Here is a 17933-nt window from a genome sequence, read left to right as displayed (position 1 = left end):
GCCCGCCACCCAACCGCAGGGCACCCGGGCCGCGTTGCGGCCCGGGGTCGGCCTCCGGCCGACCCGTGGCCTCCGCTGCGCTCCAGCCACCCGCCATACCACCGCCTGACGCCACGTCACCCGCCGTACCACGGGGCGCGCCACGCTCCGCGCGGCCCACCCACGGGCCTACGGACCAAGCGGCAGCAAGAGGAAGGGGGGGTGACAGGCAGTCGGGCGAGTGACGGGGTGAACAGAGGTCGGCGGGAGTGAAGTGGGGCAGCTGGGTGTGTGCTTCAAAGATAGCAGCTAGCTTAGAACTGGAATGGGCATGGACCACCTGTCGCCAGGTAAAAGAGCTTGGCTGAATGCTGAGATGTAGAGCATCACGTGAATTTAGAAATAACGTGCGATTTGCGAAAAAGCAGCTTCGGAATATCGCTTTGGTAAAACTGCGAAATGTGGATGGGTGGGTGAGCGACTGATTGGCAGAGATTATCTGAGTGGTGTCCGAGGGAGCGAGTTTGCTGAGGCCGGCCAACGTCGTGCGGCTGAGTTTGCTGCTGCTGGCGGTGGTCACGCGGGGGGCGGTAAAGGCCACCGGGGAGCAGTGGACGCGCAGGCCGCTGTGGGGGGACCTCAGCCACTGATATATGGCGAGATCAAGAAGCCGCAGGTCAGAGCGTCGGAGATCGCGAGATACGTACCGGCTGAGGGGACGTATCGACATCGATGTGTCCCGACTGAGGGGGCATATCGACGTCCCTATGTCAACTGCACACGACATGATCAGGTGCCACATGTCAACTGGAGACGACATCAAGAAGCGGATGTGTCCCGAGTGGGGACCGTCCGACGGTCAGGGGGGAGATCTGTCCCCCCTGGGGGGACACAACTCGTGCGGCATGTCGTGTCGAAGCGACATGCATGTCAAGCGCAGGTGACATACTGCTTCGCGTCGCAGAGATCAACAGCTTGGAGAGCAGCCTCGTGTCGACAGAGCCGCAGCGCCGCCGTACAAGCCCCCGTGGGGCGCCGCAGCCGAAGTTGCCGCTGGGAGATCCGTCCGACGCCTGGAACCAGCCGCTGCGGCCCGTCAAGGACTTGGACGACGTCGCCCGCGCCTACCCTGGCCGCAAGCTCACGCTGGACAGCGAGCGGAAGCCGCTGGAGTTCTACGGCCCCCCGGACGAGCCGAACGCCTTCTCCATGGACAGCCTGGAGTTCTTCTTCGTCATCACGCAGTTCTTCCGCGAGGCGCTGCCGCTGCGGCTGATCCTGCTGATGATCGCGTGCCAGAAGGCCGGCGGACGCATCCCGCTGACTCAGGACGAGATGGCGATCGTCCTGGACGTTGCCCGGACCAAGGTGAACGAGGCGCTGAAGGAGGTCATGTCCCACGGGATCGTGTTCCGGGTGAAGCGCGGTATCTACCAGTTCAACCCGCCGTACTCGTACCGGGTTGCGGAGTTCATCCCGGGCACGGAGACCATGGAAGCGCGGTACGTCCGAGTCGACCAGCACGAGACGATCGCAAAGATCCGGTCGGACGAGGCGCTGCCCGACCTGGTGCGCTTCCCGTCGCTGGAGCGGATGCGCCAGGAGATTGAGCAGATGCGCGCGGAACGGGCGAAGATTCGTGCTGAGCGCCGCGCTGAGCAGGCGCAGCAGAAGGAGAAGGGGACCGGACAGTGAGTGGTCTGCATTTCGCCGCGGTGAACGCGGAAGGGATCGTCGCCGACCTGGACCTGCTGCCCGCGGCGTACCGCGTGCTGCTGAAGATGCGCGCCCACAGTGAGCCGGGCGGACGGATCGAGGTCGACCAGGTCACCCTCGCGCAGATGCTCGGACTGAGCCGGGCCGCAGTGAACGCGGCTCTGCGCGACCTGGACCTGGCGCAGCTGGTGAAGAAGCAGCGCGCCGGCGTCTACCAGCTCAACCCGATGCTGGCCGCCTACCTCTCCCCCGAGGACGCCGTCGCGGCCGTCAAGGCGATGCCGAAGGGCCAGCGCCTGAACTCCTCCAGCTTCGTGGAGCACTACCGCCAGGCCGTCACCGCCTACCAGGACCAGCTCGCCGAGAAGCGCCGGCAGCGCGAGAACGCCAAGCGCCGCCAGAACCTCAAGGCCGTGTCCTGACCCACTGCTCACCCCGCGGCGCTGCATCCATTGGTGCAGCGCCGCTCGCGTTCCTGGTGTCGAGCCTGACACCGAAGGGCCCTGCCTGGGTGGACAAAGATCCATTTGTGCGGGGCCAAACAGCCTGTCGCCCGTCTCGTTCGGCGCCACGTCCTTTCGGCAGGGGCGCGGCGCCGCTTTCGTGTGCGGGCAGCGAGTGTCAGATCCGGACGCGCGGTTCCCACGGGCGGGCACCGCGCAGGTCAGGAGCCGGAGAAAAGAATCATGAGTGGCCCCCTTCTCTAACTGTATGAACTTCCATACAGTGTATTGAAGTTCATACACCTACGGGAGGACCCGCTGTGTTACTCGCCCTCGTCACCGCCGCCATCGCCGTCGTCGGCACGCTGCTCGGCTCGTTCATCAGCGGCCGCTTCCAGGAGCGGGCCGCCGAACGGTCCGTCCGCGTGAACCACGGCGAGACGAACCGGCGGGACCGCCTGGAGGCCGTCACCGCGCTGGCCTGCGCCGCCAGCGACCACCGCCGCACGATGTGGATGCGCGGCGACGCCCTCCTCAAAGGCGCCGAGGGCGAGCTGATCCAGTCGCTGCGCCGGGAGAGCCACCAGACCCGCTCCCAGGTCACCCGCCCGCTGGTCGCGATGCGCGTGCTGATCACGGACCCGGCCGTGCGCGCCGCCGCCGACCACATGATCACGCTGACGTACGCGATCCGGGACCACTTCGGCAGCACCGAGGAGCTCACCGCCGCGCGGGAGGCCGCGATGGTCGCCCACGACCAGTTCGTGGACACCGCCGCCCGCTACCTCGCCCAGCACGCCTGACCGCTCCACCGCCGTGCCGCCGGACGCCGGCCCCGAATGTCATCGCTCTCCGGCACGCACTCCTGCCTCACCACCGCCACCGCCACCCTCCCCCGCCCACGCGCACTCTGATCGGATTCCTCATGGAGCAGCAGCCGAAGGCCCTCGCCCGGATCAGCCACATCGAGACGGGGGTCGAACGGACCACCACCACCGGCGGCGCCGACCACGACGACATCGTCCAGGCCCTCAAGGCCGCCTCCGAGCGCGTGATGGATGCGACCGACGCCCCGTACGACTTCGACGTGCGGCTCCACGCCGACAACCTCTCCGGGGCCGCGGGCGACGTCCGACGCGCCTTCCAGTGCTCTGACCCCCGCCCGCACCCTCACCGCCCCCAGGAGGGCCCGCCGATGACCACCGTGGCCATCACCTCGTTCGGCTACCTGCACGGCCCGCAGCCGGACGCCCGCGCCTGCTACGACCTGCGCCACCAGTTCCGCGACCCCCACCTGCGCCCGGAGCTGCGCTACCTCACCGCCCGGGACGCCCCCGTACGCGAGGCGGTGATGGCCACCGACGGCGTCCTGGCGCTCGTGCACGCCATCGCCGCCACCGTGGACGCCTACCTCGCCGGGCCGCGCCAGAACGAGCCGCTGGCCATCGGGCTCGGGTGCGCCGGCGGCCGTCATCGTTCTGCGACGGTGGCCGACGCGCTCGCCGCCGCCCTGTCCGGCGACACCGAGACCGCCGCCGCGTACCTGGTCGCCGACCTGGCCGAGCGGTACACGGAGCGCGGCCTAGCCGTCGACGTCCACCACCGCGACCTCGACAAGGACGTCGTGCACCGCTGAACACCCGTCCCGCCCCGCACCACCAGGAGGAGACCCCGGTGACCACCGAGCCCGACCACACCGCCCCCGCCCCCGTCCCCGACCTCACCATCCCGCTGTCCGCCGCCGACGCCCAGGCGCTGGGCGACGACGTCGGGCAGCTCGCCATGCGGCTCGGTGCCGTCCTGCACGGCCTCGCGCAGCTGCGCGCCGGCGGGACGAGCACCGACGACCTCGCGAACACCATCCTGATGTCCAACGGGCTGATCAACCGGCTGGAGGGCATCCGGGACGCCGCCGTGCGTCAGCACGCCGCGCAGGGCGGCTCGTACGGCGCGCTGGCCAGCGCCATGGGCGTCACCCGGGCCACCGCGCAGTCCCGCCGCGACACCCTGCTGAAGAAGGAGCCGAGCGAGCTGGAGCAGTGGGCCACCGGCAGCAGCTGACCGCCGTGCAGCAGGCCACCGGCCGGGCGCTGCACGGCTCCGCTGCTCGCGGCACCGGCCCTGCTGCACGAGCAGCACCCGTGTGCCGCCCGGCCGCCAGCCTCGCCGTGCAGCACCCGCTACCCGCCGTGCAGCAGACACAGCAGCGCCCCGGACCACGACGGTCCGGGGCGCTGCTGTGTCTGCTGCTCAGGCTTCGACGTACGCCACGATCGTGATCGTCCGCAGGGCGGTGACGTAGTAGATCACCCGGACTCCGTCGACCTCGTCCGCGTAGTCGCGCAGCAGGGTGCCGGGCACCGCGGTGCCGAGGTCGGGGTTGACGCTGATGGCGACGATCGCGCGGTCCAGGCGGTGGGTCTCGGACGCGGTGAGCTTGGCGAGCTGGGTGAGCGCGGGCTCCACCATGACGACCTGGGAGCGGCGCGCTCCGTGCTCAGGCGACACGGGGCTGCTCGTCCGCGAGGCGGGCGAGATGGGCGTCGCGGGCAGTCTCCCACGGGACGCCGGACTCGGGCGCGGGGTAGCCGTTGGCGGCGATGTCCTCCAGGACCGAGGCGAGGACGTCCGTCTTGGCGCGCTCCGCGGCCGCGTACGCGAGGACCGATTCGGCGGCGTGCTCATCGAGGGGCTGGCGGGCGGGCGCGGGGGCCGGCTGCTGGCTCATCCTGGGCTCCTGGGCTTCTCTCTGGCGTGTGTCACCACGGTATCGCCGGGGCGGGGCACCGGACCCCGGTACGGACGAACCGGACCGGCGAGCGCTCTGCGGGGGCGCGGGCCGGCCCTCCCGGCTCGATGCGGCCCGACACGGAACGTGATCACGGGCCGGTGGGGTGTCACGCTGTCGCGCTTGTCACGCGGAAACGGCCCGGAGAGGGGTTTCCGGGCCGTTTCCATGCCTGTATGTCCGAATTTGACGGCCTTTCGAGCGTGGGCTGTCACGCGGCCTTCCGGCAACGTGACAGGGGGCGTGACAGGGCGACGTGACAACCGACTATCACTCTCGGCGAGCGTGACAACTGGTTGTCAGGTCTGGAGCGGGGGCCAGACGTGCGGGCCGGTGCACTGCCCGCAGGCGGCGCAGCCGACGCACTCCAGGCAGAACTGGCGCGGGAGGCGCGGGCACGAGCAGATCGGGTTGTAGTCGGGGTCGTCGTCGCCGGGGTAGAGCGTCTCGCCGAAGGGCGGCTCGGTCCAGGCGATCACCGAGCCGTCGGCGAGCAGGTCCTCGTAGTGGTGCCCGATCTCGCTGTGCTCGCTCCAGGTGGCCACCACCACCTCGTCCGCCGCGCTCACGCCGTGCTGGCCTTCACTGCGGCCGCGGTCTCCAGCCACGCGGCGAGCGCGGTCGTGGCGTCCGGGTCGGCCTGGGCGAGACGGCCGACGAACTCGAGGCCGTCGTCGACCGGGGCACCGGTGCGGGCGAGGGCGGCGAGCAGCGCGGCGCGGGCGTGCACCGAGGCGGGCAGGGAGCCGACGGCGGCCGCGCGGGCGGCCGGGTCGGCGTAGTGGCCGACGCGGTCGGCGAGGGCGCGGGCGAACCAGTCGTCGACCGCCAGGACGCGGTAGTCGTAGTCGTCCAGGAGGGCGCGGGCGGCTTCGTCGCCCGGCCGGCTCGCCACGGTCCGGTCGAGTCGGCCGGACCCGGCCAGGTCGAGCAGTTCGGCCGCCCGGTCGGCGAGCTGCTGCTGCTCCTGGCGGCGCTGCTGCTCGGCTTCCTCGCGGCGCCGGTCTTCGGCGAGCTCCTCCTGGACGACGACGTCGGCGTCCGGGTCGTACGGACCGCCGGTCGCGGCGAGCAGTTGCACGACGCGCTGCCACTCAGCGAGCTCCGCAGCACGGCGGCCGCTGTCGTCGGCCGCGGATTCGTCGCGGCGGTCCAGGTGCGCGTGCAGGTCGGCCTCCTCCAGCGCCGCCACCGCCTCGCCGTGCGTCATGCCCCGCGCGCGGCGACGGACCGAGGACCGGCCGACCTTCGCGTAGTCGATCGGCGTGCGCGGGGTGCCGGCGCGGCCGCGGGCCTCGGGGACACGGCGCGGCCGCCACCCGTCGGACGTGTTCATCAGGACTCGCTTTCAGCTCGGATACGGAAATGAGGGCCTGCCCGGGAATGGGCTTGGGCGGGCCGGTCACACAGGTCTACAGCACGCCCGAATTACGCGCTGCTAAAACGTGATGTTCAACCATTCCACGTCGGCGAATTTCACCTCCAGGCCCGCCCGGCCGCCACCGCCTTGACGGAAATAGGCGTCCGCGATGGCCTCAGCGACGGCGTCGTGCAGATCGCTCTCCGTCGCACCCTCCTCCTGTGCGGCGATGATGGCGGCCGCGTGGGAGGGGGTGACGGCGACCGTGATGTCCCGGACCCGGCCCGCGTCCGAGGTGCCCTCCGGGCCGAGGCCGAAGTAGGCCCGGCAGGAGATGATCAGCCCGCCCGAGGACGCCGCACGCTGCCTTGCCTGTGCCCTGACCTGCGGTTGCCACTCCGACTCGGTCTCCTGCACCAGCGCCTCCTGGAGGCGCTGGTTCGGCTTGGTGGAGGCGCCCGAGAGGTAGCGCTGCACCGTCTTGCGGGAGACGCCCAGACGCTCGGCCAGGGACTTGGTGGAGCCCTTCTCCCGCGTGCGAAGGAATTTGATCTGGGCTCGCGCGGATTTCGGCGCGGGCCGGGTGAACAGGGCCCGCTCCGCGCGGGCGAAGCCGTCCAGGATCTTGGCGCGGGTCCGGGCCGCGCGCGTCACGTCGTCATCAGTCATGTGATCATCAGGCCCGACCGGGCCTGTGGACAGAGGCCGGCGTCCGGCGGTCCGCACGGCGGTCGCCGGGTCCCGGCCGGGTCTGCCTACCGTGGTCGGCATGACGACGACTCCCCCGGACGGGCCGCCGGTGCCGGTGTGGGTGGTCCTGCCGGACGGCCAGGAGCTCACCGCCCGGCTGTGGTCCCGGCGCGAGACGCCGCGCGGCTGGCTGTACGAGGTGGGGCTGCCCGCGTACCGCAACACCGAGGACGGCGACGTCCAGGCCGCGGAGTACCGGGTGTGGGTGCGGGCCCCCGAGCACGTCCGGCCCGTCGACGGCGTCTCCTACGACGCCGTGCCCACCGAGCGCCTGGCGCCGCCGTCGTCGGTGCGCGAGGTGTTGGGTCCCCGCCGGCCCTCGGGCTGGGTGCTGCAGAAGACGGGCGGCGGCCGCGGGCCCGGCCGCGCCGTGGTTCACGCCGTCGACTGCACCGAGGCCCCGCAGAACGCGCCGCTGCTGCCTCTGGAGCGGGCACTGAACGTCGCGGATCAGCCCGGCACCCGCCTGTGCTCTCTGTGCGGTGCAGCACAGGAGCTGGACCCCGTGCTGCGCGGCTTCGACCACATCGGTGACGATTGATCTCCCCCTGCGAGTGACCGCACGCTGATGGGCGAGGACGCCCGGCCGGTACAGAGGCAGGCCGGTGGGCCGAAAGAGGGCCGGGGGGCGGGTGCGGCGCGGCATAGTGCGGGGGTGACCGCGACACCGGACCGCCTGAACCTGCCCGCCCGCCGACGCCGCCACGCGCGGCTGATCGCCGCCTTGACCACGCTGATCGGCGCCTGCGCCGAAGCAGCGGAAGCGGTCTACCAGCCGATCGCGGCCGCCCCGCCCGGCCAGAAGGCCGTGGAGGTGGGCCTTTTGCCGTGCATCCAGGTCAGCCTCGCCGCCGCCGCCCTGCTGGACCGGGCCCGCGCCGAGGACGATGCCCGGTGGCCGACCGTTATGGCGTGGGAGCGAGAGGAGGCCCGGCGGACGTACGCCGCGCGGTGCGCCGTGGCGGAGGCCCAGAAGCTCGCGGAGCGGACCGAGCCACCAGGTGAGCACGGCGTGCTGCTGCCGACGGTGGAGCAGTCCGCCGCGATAGACCTGGCGAGCGCCGGCGACGAGGTCGCCGCGCGGTGGCTGACCGATCCAGAGGAGGCGGCCGCCTTGCTGCGCGAGCTGGTGGCCAGCGGCGAACTCGCCGCGGGCGAGGTCCTCGATGAGGCGGTCGACTCTGCGGTACTGACCGGTCTGCTGGCGCTGCAGGAAGCGCGCACCGCCTCCGATCCGAGCACGGCGGCGGAGCTCTGCATCAGCGCTGTCCCCCACATCGCGCTCGCCGTCACCCTGGCCAGCGCCGACCCGCAGTAAGCCACCGAAACGCAACCGGACCCCGGACCGCGTCGGCGGCGGGGCCCGATTGCGTGGCCGGGCTACAGCGAGATGTCGATCTCCTCCACGTCGGTGAACTCCACGTCCAGGTCGTGGGCGCGGCGTCCGTTGTCGCGGAAGTAGTGCTGGCCCAGGCCCTGGGCGGCGATCCGCAGGAGCTGCTGCTCGGTGGCGCCCTGGTCGCGGGCTTCGAACAGCCTCTCTGCCCACTGCGGGGACAGCGCCTGGGTGATGGACCGAACCCGGGCGTCGTCGGTGGTGCCCGGCGCCGCGGTGAAGCCGAAGCGGGCCCGGGTGGAGACGACGATGCCGTCCGTACTGGCGGCCTTCTTCTTCGCCTTCGCCCGGATCTGCGGCTGCCACCGCTTCTTGACCTCGCGCTCTATGCGCGCGGCGAGGTCCTTGCGGGGCCGCTTGAGTTTCCCGGCGACGTACCGCTCCACGGTCCGCTGGGACACACCGAGCGCCTGGGCGGCGGCCTTCGTGCCCTTGAGCTGCTTGACCAGGTACCTCATCTGCGCCTGCGCGGACTTGGGGATCGGGCGGGTGAACGCCTGCTCCACCGCGCGGTCGAGGCTGTCCCCGAGCTGATCGGCCATCGTCTACTCCCCGTCGTCGGCGGCTTTGCCGCCGTCCTTGATGATGCGGGCGATGTTCACCAGGCCGTGCTTCTCGTACTGCTCTTCGAGCCACAGCGTGGTCTGGGTGCCCTCGTGCTTGACCATCCCGGGCGACACCCCGAGCCGGAAACCGCCGGGCAGCGGCTTGTCGTCCTCGGTGCGCGGAAGGAAGTCGAGCGGGGTCGGCCCGTCGGAGGGGTAGACGATGCAGTCCGTGCCGATCGCAACGGGGTACAGGTCGGCGGCGGCCGCGAACTTCATCATCTTGCGGTGCATGTTGACCCGGGTCGTCGCGAGCACGGCCGCCCGGATGTCGGGGCGCCACTCCTTGCGCTCCAGGGCCGGCCACGGCTCGAACAACGGCGTGGTGCGCGGCCGTTCGCGGAGCTTGCCGATGCCGCCCTTCGCGGTCGCCTTGATCGCCTTCAGCACGAGCGCCATCTCCGGGTCGACCTGCTTGTGCTGCGCCATCGCCTCCAGGAACGCCCGCTCCTCCATGCCGGAGACGACACCGAGGTCGGCCATCGTGGCCATGTAGGCGTCGCGCAGCCGCTGGTACCAGGCGTCCAGATAGCCACCGTGCTCGTAGCGGACGTACGCCTCGATTGGCTGCACCTGGTGGCCGAGCTCCACCGCGTACGCGACGGTCGGCGTGGCATACCAGGCCGGGCCCTCCGGGCGCTCTCCCTTCGCCGTGAACGGGCTGGGCAGCCGCTCGTCCAGTTCGATGTGCGAGAGGTCGACCAGCCAGGAGCCGGGCAGCTTCGGGTCGAACGCCGGGTGCTGGAGGTGTGTGGCCGCGCCGAGGCCGACGGTGAGCCGGTTCGCGGCGGCGGCGAACGCCATGTTGACGTCGATGCCGACGACGAACTGCTTCATGCACTCCGCGTCCGTCAGCGGCCGGCACCAGTCGAAGGACTCCTCCATCAACATCTCGGCAGGGGTCCGCTGGTGGTGCCGCGCGAACTTCCCCTTCAACACGGGGTGCCCGTCAGGCACCTCGCACTCCACCGGCTCGTACACGGCCGTCAACGCGCCCGGCGCCGGGGCGCTGCGCCACTCCCCGGTGCTCTCGTCCTTCACCGCCATGGTCGGCGGGTGCAGCGCCACCATCAGTTCCAGGCCCGTGACGGCCGTGGTGCCGCGAGGCGTCATCACCCGCGACGCGTACGTGCCCAGGAACCGGGCCAGGTCGGCCGCGCCCATCGTGGGAAGGAGCGGGGCGTCCTTGTTGTCCCACTCACGGACATCCAGGGCGTTCCAAGCCGGGATACACAGTTGGACGCAGTTGCGCTTCGATCCTTCGGCCGGGCGGTAGATCCGTGCCCACGGGCCGAATCCGCGCTGCGTGAGGTGCCATTCGGCGCGCTCCAGCTGCTTGAGGACCTTGTGTCCGGCCGGGAGACGACCGGCGCGCCGGTCCTCCTCCGAGAGTGCGGCGGGCAGGCCGTAGCGGTCCAGCGCGGACGGCATCAGGACCAGGATCGGGTCGGCGTCGCGGCCGTTGCGGTGCAGCCTCGGCTGCCCGAGACGCGCCTCCTTCAGCGTCCACTCCACCAGCGCCGGGATGGACTTGGCGGGCACATCCAGGACACCGCCGACGCAGTACGCCGACACCTTCCCGTCCTCGCCGCAGTCGATCACCGCGAGCGGCCCGTTCTCGAAGCGCGGGTCGACGGCGGCCGCCGTGGTTTTCTTCGCCACCGCCTTCTTCGCACCCTGGCGCCGCGACGACGCGGCCGACCTGACGGTGCTGCTCGCCACCGGGCGGGACGGCGGCACGGCAACGGGCGCCGGGACCGACTCCGGGGCCGGGCCGGTGAACGTCTGCGGGACCGCCGGCGCCGGGGCGGGGAAGCGCTCAGACAGCTTCTCCAGCAGCCGGGCGTAGGCGGCGCGCTGCGGCGGCCGCGGTTCGTTCTTGCCCGACTCCCAACTCGCGACTGTTTCCCGACGCGTATTCAGCGCGGTCGCGACCTGAGCCTGACTGAGCCCGGCAGTCTCTCGCAGCCGCTTGCGCTCGACAGGGCTTGGGAGATCATCCTGGGCGACTTGCTCCAGCAGCGCGTCCACTGCGCTGAACAGCTGATCCTCAGTGGGCACAGAGCTCACCTCCGATGGGCATCCTACCGTAATCACTCATTGGATCGCATATAATTTCGCTCATGGATCGCACAGGCTGGAGGCGACACGCTGCTGACACGGAAGGCCCGCCATGTTCCCAGCAAGTCGGGCGGCTTTGGCCTCACAGCGCCTCTGAGCGCGGGCGCCGCCCACGTCCGCGGCATCATGCTCCTGGAGGCGTTTGAGCACCTTCGTCCCGCCGCCGTGCGGCCCAGCAGCCGCATGCACGAGTCCTGGTGAAATCGGCCCGCCACGGTGGCTGTGGCGGGCCGGTCAGGGGTGACGGGCTCTCAGAGGCGGTGTTGGATCCAGAAGGTGAGGAGACCAACGGCGCCGGTTCCGGCGCCGTAGCACGCGCCGCGCAGCAGCTGATCCGCCGCCGTCGACCGGTGCCGCAGGATCCAGCGGGCGAGCCGGTGGAGTCGTCCGGTGGCCTTGCGGGGGCCCGGGGGGCAGGGGCTATGGTGCATGGAGATGTCCTTTCTCAGCAGGGGATGTCGCACAGGGAGCCCTTTCGACCGGTGGCCTAGGAACCGAGGTCGGCAGGGGCTCCTTTGCTGTGTGTGGGGCGGCTGGTCAGCGGTGGATGAAGTCCCTCAGCCGGTCGGCCAGGCGGCGGTCCGGCCGGCGGATGATGACGTTCTGCTCGGCGAGGCGGTCAACTTCCATCTCCAGGGTGGCGGTGGGCGCGCTCGCTTCGGAGCCGTTTTTGCGGACGTAGCCGGCGACGGCTTCCAGGCTGGCGAGGAAGTCGTCGTCGAGCGCGTCGACGTCGACGGCGGTGTGAGTGACCTCGTGACGCCAGTGCTGAGCCTCACGGGTCTCGCCCAGTGCGAGGTGGTGCAGGTGGAGGCAGTAGGCAGCGGCCCGGTGACCAGCTCCGGCGGCGAGCTGCCACCAAAACTGTGCGGACTCGGGGTGGCCGGTCAGGTAGAGCAGGCACGCGAAGACCGCGGCGCCTTCCACATCGATCTGGTTCTCGCCCTGCGCCGGCGGTTCCCGGTCGACCAGGCGGTCGACATGGATCGCTGCGGACGGGGCGTTGAGGATCCAGCGGGAGATCACGGCCAGGCGCTGTCCGGCCTTGGCCGCTCGGACCATGTCCGGCGACGGCGTGGTCTGCGTGGCGTCGGAGGCCAGCCGGCGCAGTGCCGCTCCGACGTCGAAGGCGGCCGGAGAGGTGGTCGGTACGGCGGCGGCGGCCAGGAGGTCGTCGATCGTGGTTGTCACTGGCTGCGTCCCTTCTTGGTGGTCCTGGTCTGATCGGCCGGCAGCCCGAGCTGCACGCGCAGACGCTCCTTGGCCTTCCGGTTGTGATAATCGACGGTGCGCACGTCCACTCCCATGAACCGGGCGATGCGGGCGGTCGGGTAGCCGATGAGGTAGCGCAGGACGATGACATTGAACTGACGGACCGGCAGCTGGGCAATCGCCTCGTACAAACCCCGGGAGCCATCCGTGATTTCCAGCTCGTCCCGGATCGCCCGCAGCGTCTGGGCTATCGGACCGTTGATCACGAACGCCGGATCCCGGTCCTCCCACTGCAGCGACGCGGAAACATGACGCTGGAGCACCGCGAGGGTCTGCTGCTCCAGGTCGCCCTCCTGGAGCAACTGCTCCCAGCCGGCCAGGATTTCCAGGAAAACCTGATGGACCGCCTTCTCAGCCGCGCCGCGGCTGCCGAGGTGGATCTCGGCAAAGGTGTGGAAGAACTCCTGGTGTCCCAGATAGAAGGCCTCGTAGTCGAGGGGCAGGGGCAGCGGCTCATGGACCGGCTGACTGTAACCGCCCTCCAGGGGCGAGACGCCGCCGACAACGTCCTCTTCGCTCACTCGGGCCTCCGGCATGCGCGGGTGCTCATCACAGGGTGTCCTCTTCGTTGAGGGTGGTCCGAACAGGTCTGGCGCGGCCAGTTGTTGGCCACAGCTCCACGATGTCGAGATCCGGCGCCGATCACGCATCACCCCCGAAAAAAAATCACTCCATGATCTCGAACGACCGCTCTGCGTAGCGCCTCACGCAGGGTATGCGCCTGCCCGAGACCAGCCCTGAACAGCGAAAAGGAATCGGGCACATGCCGAAGGCAAACATGTCGCTCCGTCAAGTGACATAACTCACAACATGCTTGCCGTCGTGCCCGTACCCCTCAGAACGCCGCAGGTCGACTGCGGCACGCCGCTCCAGCCCGCCTCTCTCGCTCCACACAAAGGAGTGAGAACCCGCCATCAGGCTGCGCGATTTCATGGAGGGACTCGCCGCCGCGCCCAAGTGCGAAGTCAACGTCATGGACCTGGACGGCGGGGATCGAGCGCGCGATGCATCTCAGTCGAGCAGCGGAGTGAACCCGTTCGCCTGGATGCAGGCGTCGCAGGCGTACTGCCGGCTGGCCCGGCCTCCGGCGGAGCCGGGTGTGATGCGGATGAGGGTCGTCCTCTGTGTGTCGTTGCCACACCAGTGGCACGGCCGGGAGGCGGCCACTGGAGGGTTCCCGGCCTGTGCGGCGCTGCCGCTGGGGCCTGTCGCGTCGTCACTCACACGCGACACCCTATACACCCCTGTTCACACCTAGCTATGGGTATGTATGTCTATGCCTTCATGTGTCCGGTTACGTACAGTCCGGACGTGTGACCGCCTTCGACCCGACGCGACCCAAGTGGGAACAGATCGCCGCTGTAATCCGCGACCGGATCACCTCTGGCGAATACCCGCCGATGCACCTCATCTCCGAGGTCCGGCTGGAGGACGAGTTCGACGTGGCCCGCGGCACCATCCGCAAGGCGACCGCGGCCCTGCGGGATGAAGGTCTGATCACCACCACCCCAGGTATGGGCAGCTTCGTCGCAGCAGGCTCACCGAATCACGAAACTTGAGGTTGCGATGAGGCTGTTCTGGCTGGCCGCACTTGGTCTACTCGCCGTCGTCATGGCGATGTTCACGCCGTACGTGTTCCGCAACGAATCGACGTGGCAGGCAGTTGCCTGGTCCATCATGTTGGTCGGCACCGTCGCGTTCATCGCCGTGCTGATCCGGGCTGAGCGGCTGATCCGCTCGCTGGATCGGCACGCCGACAACGACACCTCCGAGAGCTGACTACCTTTGCCCTCACGCGGTATGGCCCAACGGACGTCGGCCGACGACGGCGCTTCACTGTCAGCGGCTCGCTGACAGGCCGACCGGGTCGGCCTGTCAGATGTAGACGACGCGGACGACGGTCACCATCAGCACAGCGGCGCTGATGTAGTAGCGGACCACGACTCCGCCGATGGTGGCCTCGCGCCGGTCGGCATCGGCCTTGACCGGAGTGGAGCCGTGCCCGTACGGATCAGAGGCCAGGCGGCGCATGCCCGCGTCGAAGACAGCCCGTAACGCGCTGGGCATCGCCCCGCGCGCCTGGTCGGCGGGCGGGGCGTACTGGAGACGGTAGCTCACGCGACCTCCGAGCCCGGCGCGGCATCGGTGGCACCAATGTCCTCGCCGCGGGACAGGCGCTCGAAGAGGAGCTCGTCCTCCTCATCCGCGCCGGTGCCCGCCAGCGCCCAGCGCACCAGGACGGCCGGGAGGTCGGCGGCAGGCACGTGCTCGATCTCGCGGTCGAACTCCGCGGCCCTGCCCGCGTCCATGCTTGCGCGCACGGCCGCGATCGTACCGGGCAGTTCCACGACCTCACCGCCGATGACGGTCTTGAAAGTGGCATCCAAGATGGTCTCCTTCCCACCTCGTACGGTACGGCCGCCCGGGCAGCCGGTGCCTCCTTCTCACCGAGATCCACTCGTCCGTGCTGGTGGAGAGAAGCTGGCCGCGACGCGCAGCCGGGAGTCCCGGCGGCCATCTACGATCAGCGGTCGACGCGGCTACCTGGTTCGGCGTGCCTCTTTCAGCTCTGCTTCGAAGAGATGGTCGCGGCCTTGGGCGAGCTCCTGGATCAGGCGCTGCTCGATGTCGACGAAGGGCCGGTAGTAGCTCTGGTTGTATGCCTCGATGATCTGGAAGGTCCAGTGTCCGGGGATCACGTTGCGACCCAGGATCTCGCGTTCTACAAGATCGGCCTCCGCGTGGTGGCCGGCCTCACGCAGGAGCCGGGCCGCATCGCCGACCTGAAAGTCGGCGTTGCCGGTCAGCTGGTGGAATTCGTACAGGGCGCCCCGGGCCCGCTCCGTTGTCTCCAGGGCTTTCGACAGGGCGCCCAGCGCCTCCACAGTTGTGTCGGTCATGCCCACGGGGCGCCGATGCGCGGCGTCGGGAGAGTCGTTTCGTTCGTCGCTCACGCACACACCCCTGCCCCGAACGCCTCGCTGGCGCTCACATCTGCCCCCAGGTGGTGTAGCCGAGGTCCAGGTGCCCAAGGTCAGCCAGGCGCTGCACCTGGGCGACGAACGCCCGGGTGAACAGGCGCTGCGCCGACAACTCGCCGTAGCGATCAATGTGGTTGAACACCAGCTGGTGGTCGACGGCGGCGCGGCTGCGCCAGTCCAAGACCTGCTCCCGGGTGAGGTCCTCGAGGACCAGCTCCTGATCGTCGTCGACGTCGGCGGGCTCCGGCTCCGGAGCAGGGACGACGGCAGCCGGGCACGGCGTAGGCAGCACGACCGGTGCCACCGGTGCGGCCGGGACGTCGTCGGCCGGCTGCGCGGCCGCGGCTTCGGCACGGGCCTGAGCTGCGGCGGCCTGCTGCTCGCGGACCTGTGCCCACCGGTGCTCGCGGATCCACGCCTGGGCGGTGATGTCCTGGTGGAGCTGCTGCTCGGTCGCCGTGCGGCGCTCGGTCTCGGAGGCGTGCGGCATCGTCGCGTCGACGGCGGCCGCGACCGCACGGCGCTGGTCGCGGCGGTCGGCCTGCTTCTCCTCGCAGCGAGGGCAGTCCTGCCCAGAGCCGACCAGCACGCGGTCGTCACACCGCACGTCGCCGCACTGCTGACGCTGGGGCAGGGCCAGGCCGATCAGCCAGCCCACCGGGTCCTGGATCGGCCCGGCCAGCCGCATCTGGTCTTCCAGGCGTCGGGCGACCCGGTCGGCGAGGATCTGCGGTGCGTCCGTACGGCCGGCGAGGCCGACCACCCGGGCCAGCTCGCTACGGGCGGCAGCCTCCACCAGCTTCCGGGCGGCCGGACGCTCCAGGCGCGCCCACACCAGGTCGACCGGAGCCAGGACGACCCGCAGATCCTCTGGCGGCAGAGGCACCCTGCCCCGCTGCTGCCTGCCCTGGCCCGCACGGTCCACGACCCGCACCGGAGCACCGGCCACCGGCCCGCGGCGGCCGTTCATGCCTTCGACGACTGGGGACTTCTCCTGCTGTTCCCCGCGGAGCGGGCCGCCGTTCTCGCGCACGCACGCGCGGTCCGGCAGACCACCGGTCGCCCTACGGCCTTCGCCGGAAAAGCCACCAGAGAGCACCAGAGAACCACCAGGAGTAACCCCAGAAGCGTGGAGAGCGTGGTGCTGTGCAGTTGCGGCGAGGTCTGCCGATCCGGCGATCCCGTCCTGCCTGGCACCCTCGATCCCAGTCGTCATAAGGGTCTCGCCCGTCTTGCCGGACTCAAGATCTCCGGATGCAGTACCGGCGAGGTCTGAAAACACGGCGTCCGCGACCCGGCGGGCCTCCCGTACGGCCACGCTGTGGGCCTTGGCGACCGGCACCAGGCGCACCCGCGACTGCGCGTTGAGACCCGAGCCGGTCTCCTTGCGCACCACGTCCGCGACGCCGTGCTCCTGGAGGCGCTTGAGGACCTTCGCCCCGGCCGCAGCCGTGCAGCCCAGCAGCCGCGCGACCGTCGCCGCCGGACGCCCCCGGTCGGTGTCGACCGACCCGGGGCACAGCTGCAGCCAGCCCGTCGAACCCGTCGTCAGCACCATCAGCAGCAGCCCGAGCCGGTCTGTCGCAGCCCCCCGGCCCGTACGACCGGCGAGCAGTCCGGCCGGGATCGGCGGCTTGTCCTTCGGCTCCCATCCCGGACCGAACAGCACGGTGATCAGGCTCAGCAGCACCGCCAGCTCCGAGCGGGACAGCGCCAGGGCGTGCCGCCGGTCGCCGGCCTGCTGCGCCCGGTACATCGGGATCACCCAGCACTCCAGGCCCGTCGCCCACCCGATGGCGTTGGTCGCGACGTTCGAGCCGAGGAACTCCGCGCCGCGCAGTTCGGGCAGCACCGTGTGCGCGACCGTCGACTGGGAGACCCCCAGCCACCGACCGAGCTCCTCCGCCCAGATCGACGTCTCGAAGTCCTTGCGCGCATCCGCTTTCGCTGTCAGCACGACCGACGCCAGCCGCGTGCCGTCGGACGCACCGGCCAGCGCCGGGGACGTCACCAGCGCGCGCACCGCGGCGAGCAGCCGGGCCCGCATCGTTTTCGACAGCTGGAGCGGATTGCCCAGCTCCAGTCGCGCGACCGGACCGGCCTGCGCCGGGACCGACCGCAGCCGACGGCGTCGACCCTTCTCCCAGTGGGCGGCGGAGGCCGCGACCGCGCTCACAGGGACGCCGCTGATGAGAAACGGACCGCCGACCGGACGGCATCCGTATGAAAGCGAGAGCGAGATTGTGTGATCTGTATCACGTTCCCGCCGGGCGGGACGCCACCGTACAAGGGCGTCCCGCCCGGCGGGATACGCCGGACGCCATGGCGGACCTGACAAGGCCCGGGCTGGTCGTGCACTATGACAACAGCTCCTGTTCCTACTTGGACGTGGATGAGGAGCCGCTCCGCGAGGAGCGGGTATACCCGGCCCTGCCAGAGGCCGGTACTGCGGAACTGGTCCCTGCCAAAGGACCGGGTACTGCGGACGTGACTCCTGCCAAGGAGTCACCGGGGGCCCTTGC

The 17933-nt window shown here is 70.4% G+C and carries 23 protein-coding genes; 9 read left to right on the top strand and 14 right to left on the bottom strand.

Annotated elements, in window-relative coordinates; translation table 11 throughout:
* Nucleotides 1–969 precede the first annotated feature (969 nt).
* The 5 genes from ABZ707_RS31505 (at nt 970) to ABZ707_RS31485 (ending at nt 4199) form a co-directional block, all read left to right on the top strand.
* Nucleotides 970–1674 carry a hypothetical protein gene (locus ABZ707_RS31505; protein ID WP_360181654.1) on the top strand — a complete coding sequence of 235 codons (705 nt, stop codon included), beginning with the start codon at nt 970–972 and terminating at the stop codon, nt 1672–1674.
* On the top strand, nt 1671–2117 hold the full coding sequence (locus ABZ707_RS31500) for a helix-turn-helix domain-containing protein (protein WP_023420993.1): 447 nt from the start codon (nt 1671–1673) through the stop codon (nt 2115–2117). The genes ABZ707_RS31505 and ABZ707_RS31500 overlap by 4 nt, the downstream gene beginning before the upstream one ends.
* A gap of 341 nt (nt 2118–2458) precedes the next feature.
* Nucleotides 2459–2941, top strand: coding sequence for a hypothetical protein (locus tag ABZ707_RS31495; RefSeq protein ID WP_360181650.1), 483 nt, complete (start codon nt 2459–2461; stop codon nt 2939–2941).
* A 122-nt stretch (nt 2942–3063) separates the two neighbouring features.
* Nucleotides 3064–3774 (top strand): RNase adapter RapZ, encoded by a 711-nt coding sequence (locus tag ABZ707_RS31490; protein ID WP_360181647.1) that lies wholly within the window; start codon nt 3064–3066, stop codon nt 3772–3774.
* Nucleotides 3775–3812: 38 nt separating this feature from the next.
* Nucleotides 3813–4199 (top strand): hypothetical protein, encoded by a 387-nt coding sequence (locus ABZ707_RS31485; protein ID WP_360181644.1) that lies wholly within the window; start codon nt 3813–3815, stop codon nt 4197–4199.
* A 189-nt stretch (nt 4200–4388) separates the two neighbouring features.
* Here ABZ707_RS31485 and ABZ707_RS31480 read toward each other — a convergent pair whose 3' ends face one another.
* From ABZ707_RS31480 to ABZ707_RS31460, 5 genes are all read right to left on the bottom strand, one after another.
* Entirely contained in the window at nt 4389–4646 is a 258-nt protein-coding gene (locus ABZ707_RS31480) for a hypothetical protein (RefSeq protein ID WP_360181641.1), read from the bottom strand.
* A complete protein-coding gene (locus ABZ707_RS31475; protein WP_037664301.1) occupies nt 4636–4866 on the bottom strand; it encodes a hypothetical protein in 231 nt (76 codons plus the stop codon). Before ABZ707_RS31475 ends, ABZ707_RS31480 begins: the two co-directional genes overlap by 11 nt.
* A gap of 359 nt (nt 4867–5225) precedes the next feature.
* On the bottom strand, nt 5226–5495 hold the full coding sequence (locus ABZ707_RS31470; RefSeq protein WP_360181638.1) for a hypothetical protein: 270 nt from the start codon (nt 5493–5495) through the stop codon (nt 5226–5228).
* The gene (locus ABZ707_RS31465; protein ID WP_360181635.1) at nt 5492–6262 is read right to left on the bottom strand and encodes a hypothetical protein; all 771 of its coding nucleotides are present in this window, start codon (nt 6260–6262) and stop codon (nt 5492–5494) included. The genes ABZ707_RS31470 and ABZ707_RS31465 overlap by 4 nt, the downstream gene beginning before the upstream one ends.
* Nucleotides 6263–6364: 102 nt before the next feature.
* Complete coding sequence (locus tag ABZ707_RS31460) at nt 6365–6955, bottom strand: helix-turn-helix transcriptional regulator (RefSeq protein WP_360181632.1); 591 nt, start codon at nt 6953–6955, stop codon at nt 6365–6367.
* Between the two features lie 100 nt (nt 6956–7055).
* Here ABZ707_RS31460 and ABZ707_RS31455 point away from each other — a divergent pair, with 100 nt between their 5' ends.
* Together ABZ707_RS31455 and ABZ707_RS31450 are read left to right on the top strand one after the other, a co-directional pair.
* Nucleotides 7056–7577, top strand: coding sequence for a DUF6233 domain-containing protein (locus tag ABZ707_RS31455; RefSeq protein ID WP_360181629.1), 522 nt, complete (start codon nt 7056–7058; stop codon nt 7575–7577).
* Between the two features lie 114 nt (nt 7578–7691).
* Nucleotides 7692–8354: a hypothetical protein gene (locus ABZ707_RS31450; RefSeq protein ID WP_360181626.1), complete on the top strand. Its 663-nt coding sequence runs from the start codon at nt 7692–7694 to the stop codon at nt 8352–8354.
* Nucleotides 8355–8416: 62 nt separating this feature from the next.
* Here ABZ707_RS31450 and ABZ707_RS31445 read toward each other — a convergent pair whose 3' ends face one another.
* From ABZ707_RS31445 to ABZ707_RS31425, 5 genes are all read right to left on the bottom strand, one after another.
* Entirely contained in the window at nt 8417–8974 is a 558-nt protein-coding gene (locus ABZ707_RS31445; protein WP_360181623.1) for an XRE family transcriptional regulator, read from the bottom strand.
* A gap of 3 nt (nt 8975–8977) precedes the next feature.
* Complete coding sequence (locus tag ABZ707_RS31440) at nt 8978–11098, bottom strand: helix-turn-helix domain-containing protein (protein WP_360181620.1); 2121 nt, start codon at nt 11096–11098, stop codon at nt 8978–8980.
* Nucleotides 11099–11695: 597 nt separating this feature from the next.
* On the bottom strand, nt 11696–12349 hold the full coding sequence (locus ABZ707_RS31435) for a hypothetical protein (protein WP_360181617.1): 654 nt from the start codon (nt 12347–12349) through the stop codon (nt 11696–11698).
* Nucleotides 12346–12951 (bottom strand): sigma-70 family RNA polymerase sigma factor, encoded by a 606-nt coding sequence (locus ABZ707_RS31430; protein ID WP_360181614.1) that lies wholly within the window; start codon nt 12949–12951, stop codon nt 12346–12348. The genes ABZ707_RS31435 and ABZ707_RS31430 overlap by 4 nt, the downstream gene beginning before the upstream one ends.
* 490 nt (nt 12952–13441) lie before the next feature.
* Complete coding sequence (locus ABZ707_RS31425) at nt 13442–13654, bottom strand: hypothetical protein (RefSeq protein WP_360181611.1); 213 nt, start codon at nt 13652–13654, stop codon at nt 13442–13444.
* 89 nt (nt 13655–13743) lie between these two features.
* Here ABZ707_RS31425 and ABZ707_RS31420 point away from each other — a divergent pair, with 89 nt between their 5' ends.
* The gene (locus ABZ707_RS31420) at nt 13744–13989 is read left to right on the top strand and encodes a winged helix-turn-helix domain-containing protein (RefSeq protein ID WP_360181608.1); all 246 of its coding nucleotides are present in this window, start codon (nt 13744–13746) and stop codon (nt 13987–13989) included.
* A 7-nt stretch (nt 13990–13996) separates the two neighbouring features.
* A complete protein-coding gene (locus ABZ707_RS31415; RefSeq protein ID WP_360181605.1) occupies nt 13997–14209 on the top strand; it encodes a hypothetical protein in 213 nt (70 codons plus the stop codon).
* Nucleotides 14210–14305: 96 nt separating this feature from the next.
* Here the strand turns inward: ABZ707_RS31415 and ABZ707_RS31410 are convergent, their stop codons facing one another.
* The 4 genes from ABZ707_RS31410 to ABZ707_RS31395 all read right to left on the bottom strand — a co-directional run bounded on the left by ABZ707_RS31410 (nt 14306) and on the right by ABZ707_RS31395 (nt 17587).
* Entirely contained in the window at nt 14306–14497 is a 192-nt protein-coding gene (locus ABZ707_RS31410) for a hypothetical protein (protein WP_360181660.1), read from the bottom strand.
* A 47-nt stretch (nt 14498–14544) separates the two neighbouring features.
* A complete protein-coding gene (locus ABZ707_RS31405; protein ID WP_360181602.1) occupies nt 14545–14817 on the bottom strand; it encodes a hypothetical protein in 273 nt (90 codons plus the stop codon).
* A 153-nt stretch (nt 14818–14970) separates the two neighbouring features.
* Entirely contained in the window at nt 14971–15330 is a 360-nt protein-coding gene (locus tag ABZ707_RS31400) for a hypothetical protein (protein ID WP_360181657.1), read from the bottom strand.
* Between the two features lie 88 nt (nt 15331–15418).
* Nucleotides 15419–17587 carry a hypothetical protein gene (locus tag ABZ707_RS31395; RefSeq protein ID WP_360181600.1) on the bottom strand — a complete coding sequence of 723 codons (2169 nt, stop codon included), beginning with the start codon at nt 17585–17587 and terminating at the stop codon, nt 15419–15421.
* Between the last annotated feature and the right edge of the window lie 346 nt (nt 17588–17933).

The organism is Streptomyces sp. NPDC006923, from assembly GCF_040635655.1.
In the GTDB taxonomy this organism is placed as follows: domain Bacteria; phylum Actinomycetota; class Actinomycetes; order Streptomycetales; family Streptomycetaceae; genus Streptomyces.
This window is presented reverse-complemented; position numbering and strand designations above follow the sequence as displayed.